The 16,792-nt window shown below is 33.0% G+C and carries 9 protein-coding genes; 1 reads left to right on the top strand and 8 read right to left on the bottom strand.

Annotated elements, in window-relative coordinates; all coding sequences use genetic code 11:
• Positions 1-329: 329 nt before the first annotated feature.
• The 7 genes from HN894_09880 to HN894_09850 all read right to left on the bottom strand — a co-directional run bounded on the left by HN894_09880 (position 330) and on the right by HN894_09850 (position 10,534).
• A complete protein-coding gene (locus HN894_09880; GenBank protein MBT7143637.1) occupies positions 330-947 on the bottom strand; it encodes a hypothetical protein in 618 nt (205 codons plus the stop codon).
• Between the two features lie 464 nt (positions 948-1,411).
• Positions 1,412-2,428: a virulence RhuM family protein gene (locus HN894_09875; protein ID MBT7143636.1), complete on the bottom strand. Its 1,017-nt coding sequence runs from the start codon at positions 2,426-2,428 to the stop codon at positions 1,412-1,414.
• Between the two features lie 48 nt (positions 2,429-2,476).
• Entirely contained in the window at positions 2,477-3,787 is a 1,311-nt protein-coding gene (locus tag HN894_09870) for a hypothetical protein (protein MBT7143635.1), read from the bottom strand.
• 8 nt (positions 3,788-3,795) lie between these two features.
• A complete protein-coding gene (locus tag HN894_09865; GenBank protein ID MBT7143634.1) occupies positions 3,796-7,503 on the bottom strand; it encodes an N-6 DNA methylase in 3,708 nt (1,235 codons plus the stop codon).
• Between the two features lie 923 nt (positions 7,504-8,426).
• On the bottom strand, positions 8,427-8,852 hold the full coding sequence (locus tag HN894_09860; protein MBT7143633.1) for an NUDIX domain-containing protein: 426 nt from the start codon (positions 8,850-8,852) through the stop codon (positions 8,427-8,429).
• Between the two features lie 24 nt (positions 8,853-8,876).
• Positions 8,877-9,677 carry a hypothetical protein gene (locus HN894_09855; GenBank protein ID MBT7143632.1) on the bottom strand — a complete coding sequence of 267 codons (801 nt, stop codon included), beginning with the start codon at positions 9,675-9,677 and terminating at the stop codon, positions 8,877-8,879.
• The gene (locus tag HN894_09850; GenBank protein MBT7143631.1) at positions 9,674-10,534 is read right to left on the bottom strand and encodes a hypothetical protein; all 861 of its coding nucleotides are present in this window, start codon (positions 10,532-10,534) and stop codon (positions 9,674-9,676) included. The genes HN894_09855 and HN894_09850 overlap by 4 nt, the downstream gene beginning before the upstream one ends.
• A gap of 322 nt (positions 10,535-10,856) precedes the next feature.
• Here HN894_09850 and HN894_09845 point away from each other — a divergent pair, with 322 nt between their 5' ends.
• Positions 10,857-15,962: a T9SS type A sorting domain-containing protein gene (locus tag HN894_09845; protein ID MBT7143630.1), complete on the top strand. Its 5,106-nt coding sequence runs from the start codon at positions 10,857-10,859 to the stop codon at positions 15,960-15,962.
• Between the two features lie 294 nt (positions 15,963-16,256).
• On the opposite strand, the gene HN894_09840 is transcribed toward HN894_09845, so the two are convergent.
• On the bottom strand, positions 16,257-16,652 hold the full coding sequence (locus HN894_09840) for a hypothetical protein (protein ID MBT7143629.1): 396 nt from the start codon (positions 16,650-16,652) through the stop codon (positions 16,257-16,259).
• Positions 16,653-16,792: the final 140 nt, after the last annotated feature.

Below are 16,792 nucleotides of genomic sequence, written 5' to 3'. Positions count from 1 at the left end.
GAATAATGAAATGTTTTTCTTCATCTGAAAAATATTTGCTCGGCTTTCTAAGTATTTTTCCTGATGACAATCCTAAAATAACTTTACTTTTTTTATCCATTTTTACACTTTTTGGTGTAAACCTATTTTAGGACGAGTCAACTGCGGGTTCACGCACAACGCATTACGGCTTGATTATTTGAAAGAACGAAGCTTCAGCATCATCCTCACAGACTTATCTGTTCGCTTTTCTTCAGGGTGAACAGCCAATTGCCCTGACAGGATTTGCACCTGCTGGATTAACTCAGCATCGTGGCACACCAACGTCTCGCATAAGAGTAGTGGCGGTTTTAAGACCACAGTCTTTTCAGCCAAGACTTACGTTTATTAATAGTATTAACTTCTGTTTTAGCACTTTCTCCGCCATTACTTTTATGCATTGTTGTGCCACGTTTTTTTATTTTTCTTTCGTCCAAGTCCACGTAGTAATCTTGGTTTTTGATTAATTCAGCACCAATTTCTTCAATTTCTAAATTCAGTTCTCGTCCTACTTTTTTCTTGAAGAAAATTCCATCACAGTCAATCGGAATTTGAATGTCAATCTCGTTAAGTTCTCTATCAACCATTTTTAAGTCCCACCAACGAGAAATGTAGAATGATTCGGTATTTGGGTCTGTGGTCAGGTCGATTATTGTGTCCGTTTCAAGGTCTTTAATTTTCTGTTTTCTTTCAAAGTCAACTAAGTATCCGTGTCCACCTGAAACAACACATACAATTCCATTACTTTCTAATTCAGCGACTAAGAAATTGTGGTTGTCCTTTTCTCTGAAACCACCAACCCATTCAAGTCCGTCTTTTGTTGTGAACTTTACGTAATGCCAAACCTGTTCTCGCCAAGGTCCTGGCAAGTCAAACAGGATTTCTTCATATTCTCCTGAAATTGGTGTTCCGTTTAGTTTCTCAGTCATTTTTTAATGTGGCAGTAGAGTAGAGCCTGATAGCCTATTCATAATTTTTTTTTCTACAAAGATAATAAAATTAGTTAGACTATCAGTACCCCCTTCATCAAACCGTACGTGAAGTTTTCCCTCATACGGCTTACCGATAGAGTTCTTCATTGAACTTTCGCAAGGGTTTTCAAGCGTGCATACTTTTCCAAGTCTAACAGCACTTTGCCTTTCACAAAGTTTTATTAAATGCTTTCACATTTCAATATACAACTTTCTGCCCAATGACATATGACACTGTGTTATATGCTGGCTGTTTTCTTCCATCCATCTCAAAGGTTTCAATACTACTGCAATGTTTCATGGTCATGGCGGTGGAGTGGGACGGGCTGGACGGCTCTTTGACAAAATTTGGTTTTTGCGTTGGCTTTGTGCGTTTTGCCAATGTACCTGAAAGCGAAGGGACGGTGTGGGTTGGAATCATCTTATTTTTTTCCTTTTTTATTTTCCAATTTTTTTAGTCCTGCTTCTAACTCTTTAATCTCTTTCGCATCATCAAAATCAATCATTTTCTTTCGATATTTTTCGTATTCCGCTTCTGCCAATTCTTTTGCCAATTTTGCCCAAATTGTTCCTGCATGTTCCAAAATCTCCCTGTCGTTGAGTGTCATAAAATCGTGCAATTTTTTAAGCCAGTCACTCATATACATTGGGTTACGGTTTCGGGCTTGAAGTTCGGCAAACGAAAGATACTGGTCAACAATCAAGTTCAAATCTTTCAATTCATCTTCTCTCAGGTAGTTTTTGGCAATGGAAACATCTGCTTTCCTGATTTTTCCTTTTGGTGAATTTTTCCATGTTGTTAAGCCCATGTTCTGTTTTTCAGAATCGACACGTTTTGAAATTATCTCCGATGCAGTATGACCATGTATTGCCCAATGCATTTTGTTTTGAACCGACTTGAAAAACAACTGGCTCTCTTCTGTTGACGCATCATAGTCAATTGCGGTAGTGTAAATATCCCTGACTTTTGCGTAGAAAATCTTTTCGGAACTACGAATATCCCGAATTCGCTCAAACAGTTCCTCGAAGTACTGGTTGGTGTGTCCTGTTTCTTTTAGTTTTTCATCGTTAAGAACAAAACCTTTAACTATATATTCTTTTAATTGTTTAGTTGCCCAAATCCGAAATTGTGTACCACGATGCGACTTTACCCTGTAACCAACTGAAATAACTACATCGAGATTATAAGTAGCAATATTCCGCTGAACCTTGCGCTTGCCTTCGGTTTGAACTGTCAAGTAATCCTTGACAGTTGAAATTTCGTCCAGTTCGCCTTCCTCGTATATGTTTTTTATATGTAGGCTAATATTCTGTTTGGTGGTTTGAAAAAGCTCTACCATTTGCGCCTGCGAAAGCCAAACGGTTTCTTCTTCCAATCGGACATCAATTTTGGTTTGTCCGTCTTCGGTTTGGTATAGTAGTAGTTCTGAGTTGGTCATTTTAAATACTTTTCAAATTGTAACTATTTTCAGTTGTAATGAATCAATTTATGATTCATGTAATAGAAATTTTTCAACAAAGTCATCCATAGTTTTTTTGCATAATGCAATTTCTCTTTGTTTATCTTGAACTACTTTCAGAACACCCGTTTTACCACATTCAACTAATTCTTCATGTAATATTCGATATCTTTCTAAAACATTAATCAATTCATTATGGATATTAAGCTTTTGAACAGGAACAACAACACTCCTAAGCTTTAATTCTTTGTCATTAATGTGTTTAATTAGCATTTGTAAATTCAAAACAGTTTTTACAAGCTTCAATTCATTATTTGTTTCTGATTGAATTTCATCATCAGTATATATCATTTCAAGCTTATTGCTTAACATGATTTCTTTTATTTGAATTTTCCAATTGTCAATCAGAAAATGAGGAAGGATGTCTGGATATTTTTCAGTAATTCCAATTAGAATGAACTCATATATCTCCTTTAATTTTTCTAAATCCTTAGTAGTAATATTTCTATTGTGGGCTTCTTCTCTTCTAATCAAGTTCAGTTCAGTTATTACTTTTTCAAATCGATTCTTATTAGAAAACAAATCAGAAAAATCTTTCCAGTTAGTACAAATGATTTTCTTAAGTTGTAAAACAAATGTGTATTTAATCAAAATTTCTCCATCCTTAGTTTCTCCACCAAATTGATTACTATAAATTCCGATTACACTTTCGCTTAGTTTTTTACCAACTGAATTAATAAACCATTCTTTTCCGTGTTTCTTTGTTAATCTGTCAACAATTACTTCCCTTAATGCATTCTCAATCTCAGATATTTGTTTCTTTGCTACACTTAGTCTATAATCATTTGTGTTTTCCTGAAATATTGAACTTTTCATCCAATCCACTGAATTGCCTTGTCCCACCAAAGCTGCTGCATCTTTAGATGATATAACATACATTAATTCTGAGTCTTCATTATTAAAAGCACGGACTGCATAATAATCAAGTATCATATTTTTGAAAGAATCATCTTTAAAAAATCCATTTAATGCTCCCATGACAGTACCAATTTCAATCTTTACATCAATTGAATTATTTGATTTTGCATAAAATTGGCATTCCAAAGTTTTATTATTCAGTAAATCAACTTTCTTTACAGCAATATTTGATACTTCTTTATTTACAATATTTAAGTTTTCAAGGGCGGTTTTTAGAAGGGAAAGAATTTCGGGAATAGAAAACTCTTTGTCCTCACTTTTAGAATCCTCGTTCTTATTCATACAGCATTTTTTGTATTTAAATCCACTTCCGCATGGACAAATATCATTTCTTCCGACTTTTCGTTTTATTAAACTCATAAATACTGTTATACTGTTTCAATAATTTTAATCTCCTCATCACTCAAACTATACAACTCATAAACCATCTGGTCAATTTCTTTGTCGGTTTTTTCTATCTCGGATTGGATTTGGTTTATTTCTGATTTTGTAGATTCAAAGAAATCTTTCCATTCAGATTGGTCAGATAACGAAAGAGTAACCTTTTGTTTTTTCAATTCTGAAAGAAAACTCTTAAAATCAAAGTCGTAAAAAGCATCCGTTTTTTTCGAAATTATGGTTATTGCCAAATTATCTTTTACGAGTTCGATAAATTTTGATTTTCTTTTTTGAAATTCTAAGGTCTTTGAAATGATTGTATTAATTTGTAATTCAATTTGGGTTTGAATTTCAGGTAAAATTTCGGGAATGGGGAAAGCTTCCAATGTATTTACATTTATTTTTGGAAAAGCATTTCGGTTTAAGTTTACATTGGCTCTTTTAAAATAGGTAGCACAAAGTTTTGAAACAACTAAAGCGTATAATACTTTAATCGAAATTACATTTTTTTCGAGTGGGATTAAATTAAAAACATCGGTGTTGTTGATGTAGGTTTCAGAAAGTAAAATCCCATCTATTTTATTTTTCGATAAAATACGGTTGATTAAAATCCTTTCTCCCTCGAAAATTTCTGGTTTGCGAGGTGCAGCAAGATTTTTGCCGTATTTTATGTATTCGGTAAAAGGTACTAAAAAATGTCGATGGATGTGTTTTGCTCCTAATAATGGAAAATATGTTTCATCAATTTTAGTTTTTGAATGATAAACTTTTTCATTCATCATTTCCCTTGTTTGCGGTGGATTTCCTTTTCCCTTTTCATAGGGTTTCATCCCCTGAAACATTGAAAAGAATTCACCTAAAGTTCTATTCCCTGATAGTTTCAATTCTTTATTAAAACTGATTGTATTTTCTTCATCTCCATTTGCAAATTGTTTTTCTTCGGAGTATTCCCAAATTCTCAGGTTAATTGCATTTAGGCGTTCTTCAATAGTTTTACAATTTTTCGAAATAGAATAAAATGAAGTTTTTGGATTTGTGTTTTTTACTTTTTGTCCTGTCAGAATTAATGTGTCAACTGTTGCACTTTCAAAAACTTCGTAAGTGTTGATTACTTCAATCGCATGGTTTTCAATAAATACATTTTTTCTGAGTAATCTGTCAAATTTTGTTGAGAGCCAGTAATTGGGAATAATCAAGCTGTAAAATGAATTGATTTTTAAAAGTTTAATAAATTGTTCAACAAAAACGCCGTAAGTATTTATTTGATATTCTACCGTTTTAAATTCTTTGTAGATAAATTCTTTCTCCGATTCTGAAATAGAATGAGATTGCACATACGGAGGATTTCCAATCACCACATCAAAACCGCCTGTGTATTCAGTGCGAAATGCATGATTGTGGGTGCAGCATATTTTATCAATTAGCGTTTGTAACTCTTTGTTTTCGGGGAGTTGGTGTTTTTGACGATTATTTTTTATGTATGCAATTGTATTGTCAAATTGTTCGGTTGATGTTATTTCGTTTTGGTTGAATTTTTTTGTCCATAGATGGAACTGTGTTTTTCCACGATGGGGAGCATGCTCCCCGTTTTCTACAGTTTTTCCGGCAGAATGCGCTGGAGCATGCTCCAGCGTTGCCGGTATATCTTTGTCAGGATGGATCGTAGCATGCTCCGATGTCCTAGGAATAGTACGCCCCATCGCAATGTTGCACGCCCTTGCCGACATTGCCTTTATTTTCTGCACTATTTTCGGAAGTTCTTCTTTCTCGCACACCAGAAGTATATGTGCATGGTCGCCACAAATATTGTAGTCAACAATATTCAGTTTATCTTTCTCTGCGATTTCTGCAATGGTTTCTGTAACAATAATTTCTTCTTTCTCCGATAACCAAACAGGCTCTCCAAGTTTTACATAGTTATCAAACATGCGCTGCGAATATCGCGAATTATGTGTTGCCGTTGTAATATGCCAAGCCTTCTTCTCTTTTTTCTTGAATATATTTGAAAACTCGTTTTGCCAATTAAAAGCTTTATCTCCTGCAATTTTGGGGTCGTCAATTAGTGAGTTCCCACATTTAATATTGTTACTAAGTGTGTTTAGCTTCCTTCCTTTTTGGGCAGTACGCAACCAAAGCGAGAGTTTGGCAATTTCAACCGATTCTTCGTTTAGGTCAACGCCATAAATATTTTTTTCGAGTATGTCGGTAGTAATGTCCGAAAAAACCAATCCGCCACCAAGAAGCTGCGCCCTGAGTTCGTCAATTTTTTGGTGTTCGATAATCAGAAATTCCAACGCCTGATTCAAAAAAGCCCCCGAACCACATGCAGGGTCGAGAATAGTTAAAGTTAAAAGCCAACTTCGGTAATCGTCCAATTTCTTGATGAGTGATTTTATGGTGTCCTTTTTACGGTTCTTTCGCCCTTTGGCAAAATCTTCGTCAATAATCTGTAGTTCAGTTCGTTTTTCATTGCAAAGTTTGCCAAGCGTATTTTCAACTATGTATTTGGTAATGTATTTTGGCGTGTAAAAAATACCGTCTTTTTTGCGCTTCGAAACAGTTTCCTGTTTCGACATCGGAGCATGCTCCGATGTCGCGGCTATTTCAGCTTGCACATTCTCAATCTCACTCAACGAATGCTCAAAAATATGTCCGAGAATATTTACATCAATTACATTTTCATGTTTACTATTATCTATTAGCTCAGGATTAAAATTATAGCCGCTTAGAGTTAAGGTGTTTTGGTCTAATACATCATCATCAATTTTCAAACTATCCAATACATCATCAGGAGCAAATAATCCACCGTTGTAGGCAAATATCTCATGTTTTTTACCTTTCCATCCAGTATTCAATAAATGGAAATACTTTGTATACCTGTCATACAAACGCACATCATCTCCCCAATCTGCTTGTTGCTTCCATTGTTTAATAATTTCGCTAATTGAATTTGGAGGTAATAATTGTCTGTCTTCGGCAAAGAAAATAAACAGGAAACGGTCCAATAGCTTTTGAACCTTTTTAAATACAAGAAGTTTGTCTTTTTCAGGATTATTTTGTTTAATATTTTCAAATAAATCGTTCCTAAACTTCGAATAATCGGCATATAATTTTTTAGTAATGGTCTTTTCCTGCAATACCGATGAATCTTTGATTTTTAGTGGCAAATCGTTTAGCAAATTGTCTTTTGCCAAACAAAGCCACATAAGGGCAAACTGGTCTTTTGTTAGTTTGAATAAATCAAAATCAATATGGTCAACTGCATTTTGTATGTAAAAACGTAGCTTCTCGAAGTTTGACGTAATTACATAAATACATTTCGGATGATGGTTCTTATAACCGAATGCCTGAGTTTCAATCTTATCTAAATCGGTTGTATTCGTTCCCTTTAATTCAATAATTGCGGTTGCTTCTTTTCCTTTTAAAATTGCACCATCAGCTTTTTTACTATTCGAAATGTTTTTTAATTCAGTAGTCAGGTTAAAATTGGGTTCAGGATTTAAAGTGTAACCCAAAATATTTACAAACAGTTCCCGTAAAAATCCTTCCTGAAATTGTTCTTCTTTGGAGTTTCTAATGTTTTCCTGTCTCTCAGGATTACCAAAATAGTCTTGAAAATCAGCGTATTTCTTGTCGATTAAAGTCGAATCAAGGTCGTTTAAGTATTTCTTTTCTACCGATTTTTGAAATAGACTCATATTTTGGTTTTTCTCTCAATTATTAAATTAATTCATCTAAAATACTACTTTCATTTTAGTTCCAGTCTGTCAATTTGCACTAAAGTGTGTGCTGGCAAAAAAGCATGTGTTTGATAGCGAAGGGACGATTGCAGGGATTCATGTCCTAATATTTGTTGACTTTGCTATACATTAATTAAATGTTAATTATACAATTGCAAAAATAAAAGAATTCTATTAGTCAGCAAACTATTTTTGTCATTTTTCCTATAATCCCATCCCTGAGAGATTTCCTTCTGAGCATCAACTCAAATTTTCATTTGTTGTAACTATTCAGTGTCGGATACTTGAAGTTAATAATAAGCTTTCTCTGTGAAAATTAGCCCCAATAGCTTTCGGGGCTTTTGTGGTTCTTTGTGAGACAGCTATTACACAAAGTTGCTCAGAGAAGCACAAAGTGGCACAAAGATTAAAAAGGAATTATTTAGTTCTACTTTACGAGTTTAAAAATGGCTAAGTGTTTTCTTGAATAATGATTACGTACCTTCGGATATTAAAGGCATTTCATGCTTTTATCTCCAAACCTTACAGACTTGGTTATTGATTAAACACCTATAGTGTTTCGATAAATCCAAATAGCACCAAAAGGGCGGAATCTAAAGTCGTAAAGTAGATATGAAAAAAGGTTTTATTTGTTCAGATTACAAAAATTCCTATTATTAATTATTATTTGAAACCAATATGAATATTTTTTAGGATTTTCAGAGATGGCTGTTTTTAAGTCTTCAATAGAAATCCATTTGTAATCAGAAACTTCTTCTCTATTAATTAGTGCCTCTAAGAAAACAGTTCAAAATTAAAAACATCTCTTTTTGGGATATTTCTATTTTTTTCATTTGTTTAATACAAAAGCATTTACTGCATGAAAGAAAATAGAAATATCATCAAAAATAAATTGTTTTATAAAAATTGCCTGTTTTCTTAGAACCACTAATTACTGGATTTGCATTATATTTTCCAACATAAATCATATCATATTCATTTTCAATAAGATTATTCGAAAGTGTATGATTATATGAAAAATCATAGCACCATTTCAATTCACAATCAAATCCCATTTCTTCTTCTAATCTAATATGAATTTGCTCCAGCAAAGACGAACCTGCAGACTGATGACTACAACAAGTATTCGACCACAGACCTCGAGAGTGATATTTATTGGCAGCTCTTTTTTGAATTAGTGTTTCACCTTGATTATTGAATATTAAAATTGAAAATGCCCGATGTAAAAGACCAATTTTATGAACTCTCATTTTTTCCTCTACGCCAATTGGTTTGTTACTTTTATCAACTAATAAAATTTTCTGCATTTGTTTTGTAATTCTTTAGTGTTTCTAATCTAACATGATAGTTAAAGCTAAACCGAAACCACTTGTTTTGTATTCATTTTTGCCTAAAAGGCTGAGTGGAGTATTTAGTACTAAAATAAAATTTTTGGCTTTTTCTATGGCTATTCCGGGATTAATAGTAAGCAAATATGAATCATTCCCTATATCGTCAAACTTATTTTGAGAATAATTCGCACCTATAATAAAATTTACATCTTCGATTATATAATAACCAAAATCAGAACTTAAGGAATATCCATAATTATGACCTCCAATTATGGTATAAATATGCTTATGAAATTGTGCATTAAAGTCGAAGCTAAATTTATCAGAAAATTCATAAGTAGTAATTATTCCGGCAATCATAGCAGGTGTTTCAGCATAAATAGATTTTTTTTTCTGATATACCGAATTTCCGATTATTGTATTATATCCGGCTAATAATCCAGCGGAAAATTTCCTCTCGAAAGGCAATTTGTACTTTGCACCAAAACTTATTGTACTTACATCAACCGGCAAGGAAACACCAATTTCAAAATTCTTGAATAAACCATAACTAAACCTAAAACCCATTGATGAAAAAAATTGAATACTGTCTTTTGTCGAAAAGAGAGCTTTTTTCTCACCATTATTGTCAAAAATATTGGAAGTTGATGAAAACTCAAAAAATGGTTCAAATTCTATAGTCTGCACAGGAACAACATCTGCGCAAAGAGTACCTAATTTAGATGCTGATAATCCACCAACCTGAGAATATGATATGCTTATTGAAGATATGATGCTTAGCAGAAGAATAAATTTTCTCATATTTTTTTTTGCTTAAAATAATTTGTAATGTGTAGTATGTATAATAATGATGAATAAAACATTGCAAAACCAATCCCCATATAAATTGGCATTAAAACGTATTTTGGAACGAATGATAGATTTCTTAATAAATAGCCGGACAATATCATTACTACAATTAATATTTGGTCTTTTATTAAATGAAATTTAAAAATGCTTATGCACTCTTGCTCGAAATTTGATATTCGTTGAATATTGTTTAGAGTTAATTTTCGAAATATAAAATACACTTTAATTACTGCAATAATTATTGCAATAATTACAGAAATTGAGAATTGTGTATCAGTAACTAAATGAAGCCATGTGTATGCTCGGTACCATAATATAAATCCTGCCCAAAACCAAATAATAGCTGTAAACAAAATCAGATTAATCTTTTTTACTTTTAAAAAACAATCTTTCGTGCGGTTTTTATAAAGAAATGTATGATACTTGAAACTTGCAAGAAATAAAGCGAATCCTATTCCAATATAAGTTGGTGTGAGAAGATATTTTGGAACAAAAGAAGTTTTTCGCATAAAAATGCCGAGAGAAATCATGAAAATGATTAAAAAATAAGTTTGCCATTTTTGAAATGCCCAGAAACACACTTTTTTATCATAAAGATTTATTCTATTTATGTTTTCCTGAGCAAGTTTCGAAAATTTGAAAAAGGAGATAGCAATTCCCAAAAATATTCCGCCAATTATTGATAAGGCAAGTTCTACTACATTTAATAAACAAAACCAAGTTGAGGCTCTGTAAATTAGAAAAATACCTATACTTGACCAAAGTAAACCAGCAGTAAAAATCAATATATTTTTATTAACTTTTGGCATATTATTAATAAGGATAAGTATCTAAAACAATAATAATAGCAATTTTCATAATTCCATATATAATTTCAAACAATCTGAGGTTAAATATTTTAATGAATATATTTATCCAACAAACAAATCCTCCTTCAACAATCGGCAAAATTATTAAAACTATGATTAACCTCTGTGTTAATCATAAGTTAAATATTTCAATTAAATCTTAATATAAATATTAAAACTCTTCAACCTTTTTCAATAAATGATAGTCTGAAAGAAAAAATAAACAAGTTGCTTAACTTTGCGTTAAAAAGATTTTGAGTATGAATTTTAAATTAATAAAACTATGAGAAGAATTATTCCATTATTTTTAAGTGTATTATTTTTTAGTAATCTTTTTGCTATACAGAAAATTACTAATTCAAAAACAAATATCGAAGAGCCAGTGATTGAATTGGTTTCTTCAACAATTGATAAGTCGGTAGTTAAATTAACTTTCGGAAGTTTCGATCTTGATGAGGTGAAAACAAAAAGAGGAAATGCCTCGATTCTAAAAGTTGAAGGTGCAACACCTTTATTAATTTCAGAAGCTCCTGATTTATTGAAATTTACAAGTTCAATAATTATTCCCGACAAATCTGAGATGGGAGTAAAAGTTATATTTTCAAAATATCAGGATTTCGAAAATGTAGAAATTGCTCCCTCGAAAGGAGATTTTACAAGAGATATTGATCCGGCAAGTATGCCTTATATATATGGCCAACAATACAATGAAAATGAATTTTTTCCTGGCAATGTTGCCGATTTGAGAGATCCTTTCGTTTTGAGAGATTATAGAGCCTCAACTATTGTTTTTTATCCATTTCAGTATAATCCTGTAACAAAGCTACTTAGGGTATATTACGAAATTGTTGTTGAAGTTGAAGAAATTGCTGAAAATGGAAAAAATCAATTGTTAAGTGAAAACGAAAAAAAACCGTCAAGCTACGAGCACACTAATATTTATCAAAATCTTTTTTTAAACTATAATAGTGTAAAATATACACCTGTTTCTGAAAATGGAAATATGCTAATAATTTCCTATGGACAATACATTTCAGCAATGCAAGCATTCGTAGATTGGAAAATTTCTGCCGGCCGAAATGTAGAAATTGTTGATGTTGCAACTATCGGAACCGCATCAGCAATAAAAACCTATGTAGCAAATTATTACAATACAAACGGGCTCACCTATTTGCTGCTTGTGGGCGATGCTGCACAAGTTCCAACATACAGTGCTTCAAGCGGCGACTCCGATAATTCTTATGGCTACATTTCAGGAAACGATTCGTATCCGGAGGTTTTTGTAGGACGATTTTCAGCAGAAAGTGCGCAGGATGTTAATACTCAGGTTGCAAGAACTCTTGATTATGAGAAGAATCCAACAGCTGGTAATTGGCTAACTAATGGAATCGGAATAGCTTCTTCTCAAGGTCCTGGAGACGACAACGAATATGACTATCAGCATATTTTAAATATGAAATCAGATTTAATCTCTTATACTTATAATAGTTGTGCCGAAATGTTTGATGGCAGCCAAGGTGGTTTGGATGCTTCAGGAAATCCAAGTCCTACGATGGTATCAAATGAAATAAATTCCGGTTCTGGAATAATTCTATATACCGGTCATGGAAGTACAACTTCATTCAGCTCTTCTGGCTTTTCAAATTCGAATATCAATAGTTTGACTAATACAGGAATGCTACCATTCATTTGGTCGGTGGCATGTGTAAATGGAGATTTTGTGAATAGTACTTGTTTTGCAGAAACATGGCTAAGAGCAACACATAACGACGAGCCCAGTGGTGCAATTGCAACATTAATGTCAACCATAAACCAAAGTTGGAATCCACCAATGTGTGGGCAAGATGAAATGGTGGATATCTTAACAGAAAGTTATACCAACAACATTAAAAGAACTTTCGGTGGGTTATCGATGAATGGTTGTATGCAAATGAACGATGAATATGGCTCTGGCGGAGCAAATATGACAGATACCTGGACTTGTTTTGGCGATCCTTCTTTGATGGTAAGAACTGCAAATCCTTTGCAAATGTTAGTAACACACAACCAAACTGTAAACATTGGCGCTACTTCATTTCAGGTGAATTGCAGTGTTGAGGATGCCTTGGTTTCTTTAACTCTAAATAGTCAGATTATTGGAACCGGCATAGTTGCAAATGGTGTTGCCAATATTAGTCTTTCGGCTTTAAGCTCAATTGATACAGTCGATATTGTTGTTACAGCTTTTAACTATATTCCGTATATAAATGAAGTAGCAATAATTAGTATGACCGGTCCATACCTATCTATTAGTAGTTTTTCTATAAACGATCCGCTAGGTAACAATAATGGTGAGGCTGAATTCGGTGAAAGCATCTCATTAAATACAACTTTGGAAAATATTGGCGTAAGCAATGCAAATGGGGTTTCAGTTTCGATTACTTCTGTCGATACTTTCGTAACAATAACCGATGCAAATGAGGCATTCGGAAATATTGCCGCCGGTGTAAACTCAACTCAAAACAATGCTTTTGGTTTAGATATAGCAAACAATGCTCCCGATCAGCATCAGGTTTTCATTGGAGCTACTATCACCGACAATAATTCAAACACCTGGAATTCGTCCATGGCAGTTTTGATAAATGCACCGGAATTAACAGTTGGAACTGTAACCGTAGATGATGCAAACGGAAATGGAAACGGATTGATTGATCCGGGAGAAACTGTAACCATAAGCATTGAAAATATTAATTCCGGCCATGCTACTGCTACTAATGTCAACGGATTTCTTTCTACTGCAAATAGTGATATAACAATAAATATTCAAAATTATCCTATAGGAAATCTGGCTGAAGGAGCAAACAGTAATGCAAGTTTTGTTGTTTCTGCTTCGGCTACTATGCCACAGACTGCTTCTATCGATTTCGATTATACCATAACTTCAGGACTATACAGTTGGCAAAATCCTATTTCTCTTATAATGGCGAGCTACTGTACCCCAAGCTATACCAATGGTTGTTCTGCAGGCGACGAGATAGACGATTTTATTTTGAACACTATCAACCATATGAATTCCGGTTGCAGTACAGGAGGCTATGGCGATTTTACCTCTATGTCAACCGATTTAGCACAAGATTCTATGTATGTATTACAAATTTCGACAAACTACTCGAATCAAAAACTAACTATTTGGATAGATTTCAACGATGATGCAAGTTTTGATGCTAGCGAACAAGTTGTTACGAATTTTTCACTTGGTACAGCAAGTACATTATACAGTACTTTTGCAACTATTCCAGCAAATGCAAATCCGGGCTCACATAGAATGAGAGCCCGAATATCATGGAGTACCTTATGTTCTGATCCTTGCGATAATTATCAATATGGCGAAGCTCATGACTATATGGTAAATATTTTGCCGGATTTATCAACACCAGTAGTTGTATTAGGTCCGGATATTAATATTTGTGACGGAAATGTTGCAAATATTAATGCAAATGTACAGAATGGAACACCACCATTTTCATACAATTGGAGCACGGGTGGAAATTCATCATCAATTTCTGTTAGCCCAAGCACGCAAACCACTTATTCTCTGACTGTAACCGATGCTGCCGGTGAAATTGCAATAGATGATATTGTTGTTTCTGTGAGTGCTTTGCCAGTAGTAAACTTAGGTGCTGATATTAATTTACCTACGGGACAAACTGCTACAATTGATGCGGGATTTGGCTTTATTTCTTATCTTTGGAATGATGGAAGTACGCAACAAACTCTTACAGTTTCATCCACAGGAACCTACAGTGTAACTGTTGTAAACACTGATGCTTGCACAGCTACGGATAATATTAATGTATTTATAGAAACTTTGCCAAGTCCGACTTGGTCGTATAATATTACCGGAACAAATCACTCTATACTTGTGCCAGTTTCAGCAAACATAAATATTGATGGAATGCCAATTTCATATGGAGATTATATTGGTGTTTTTTACGATTCTCTCGGAACTTTGGCTTGTGGAGGTTTTATTATGTGGGAAGAAATAACCAACTCTCTCACAGCTTGGGGAGCCGATTTTTCTAATGATGGTTTTCAGACTGGAGAAGAATTTAAATGGAAAATCTGGGATGCTTCGGAAAGTATGGAATATTCTGCAATGGCAGTTTACAATACGAGTGGTTTTCCAAATGAAGGATTGTTCCAACCAAACGGAATTAGTGGACTTCAAGCGTTAAATGTATCATTAAGCGAAACTCAATCTATTGATATTTTCGAAGGCTGGAATATTTTCTCTACATATATTGAACCGACAAATAGTATGATGAGCGATATTATGTCTGCAATTTTGCAAAACGTAACAATTGTGAAAAATTCAATCGGACAAGTTTATTGGCCTCTATATTCTATCAACAGTATAGGAGTTTTAAACGTGGAGGAAGGCTATCAGATAAAAGTAACAACAAATTCTATTTTAGAAATTGAAGGTACAGCTGTTCAGCCTGAAAATTATCCGATTACTATGAATACAGGCTGGCAAATTATTTCATATCTACGCCAATCGGCTGCATCTATTGCTACCATGATGAGTGATGTTGTAAACAATTTGGAAATAGTAAAAAATGAATTAGGCTTTGTTTATTGGCCTCAATACGGTGTCAATGGAATCGGAAATATGGTTCCTGGCGAAGGTTATTTGTTGAAAATGTTTAATGCAGATACATTACTATATGCACCAAATACAGCAAGTTTTTCTAAATCAAATATTATTCAAAATGAAAAATATTTCTATAAAAATGTAAAAAATACAGGATCTAATATGACTCTTGGAATTCCAAAAACATCATGGGAAACAGAACCACTAATTGGTTCAGAAATTGGAATCTTCTGCTCCGATAGCAATGTTGGCGAAAAACTTATAGGTTCATCAGTTTATGTTGGAGAAAATTTGGCAATTGCAATTTGGGGAAACGATGAGCATACTGCTGAAAATGATGGATTGAATGAAGGTGAAAAATTCGTGCTTAGAATTTGGAGTAATGAAGTAGAAACTTATTTAGAAATAAAAAATTGGCTCGAAGGCAACGAATTTTATAAAACCAATAAAATTTCAATAGCTAAGAAATTATCAATTACGAATAGCCAATTATCGATTCCTGAATTGTGCCAAAATACACCAAATCCGTTTAACAAAATATCTGAAATTAGTTTCAATATACCAAATGCAACTTTCGTTGAAATTGAAACTTACAATTTGGTAGGTGAATTGTGTGAAGTACTAATTTCTAAAAAGCTAAATGCCGGAATTCATAAAATTGAAGTAGATGCTACAAAATATCAATCCGGCTCATATTTTTATAGAATTAGAACAAACGATTTTTTTGATGCTAAAAGATTTAGTGTTGTAAAATAAAGTCAATAGAGAACACTAAATTCAGAAAAAGCAGTTCATATTTTTGAATATCAATTAGTTTGATAAAAAATATAAACTGCTTTTTTTGTTTTAGAATTGGCAACTCATTTTTTCAAAATAATAAGTAAACGAAATTAGCAATTCTGTCTTTCTACAAAATTTCAAACTTATTAGAATTGCATTTAGGAAAAACCTATCAAATTTAACGCGCTGGCATGGGTTTAGTTCAATCCCAATTTTTCATCAGACCTCATTAGTTGTACGCTTTTTATATTCTTAGTAGTTGTACGGCGTTTATTTGTTATATATTTCACTTAATTCATTTTCTATATCTGTACTACTCCATAAAACGGGATTATCAATTTCATTAAATAAAATCAATCCCCAAGCATCTTTTATTTTCCACAAATCAATTACAAATTCATTTCCATTTGATTTAATTAATTTAATAAATCTACCATAATCTCTTGATGCAGACTTAATTTGGATATTGCATTTTTCAAGAGTATCAATTGCAATATATTGATAATATCCATTATCACTCACAATTGTGTTCCAATCACTTTCATCCATAGATTTTTGTTCTTTATTTATCCAACTTGTATCGGGAATTATTCCAATTGCACAAACTGTATCAAATACTATATAACCATAATCAATTATTTCATTTGTGAATTCGGCAAAATCCAAAGAAATATGGCTTTTAAATCCATTTTCTGCAAATATAGAATGAACATCTAACCTGATTAATTCATAAACTTTTTTTTCATAAACGTTTCTACAATTTTCATGCTCAAATATATTAACATTGATGAGTTTTAGTTAATTTT

It is taken from the genome of Bacteroidota bacterium, from assembly GCA_018692315.1.
In the GTDB taxonomy this organism is placed as follows: Bacteria; Bacteroidota; Bacteroidia; order Bacteroidales; family JABHKC01; genus JABHKC01.
Note: the sequence above shows the minus strand (reverse complement) of the source record. Positions and strands in the feature narration are given on the sequence as shown.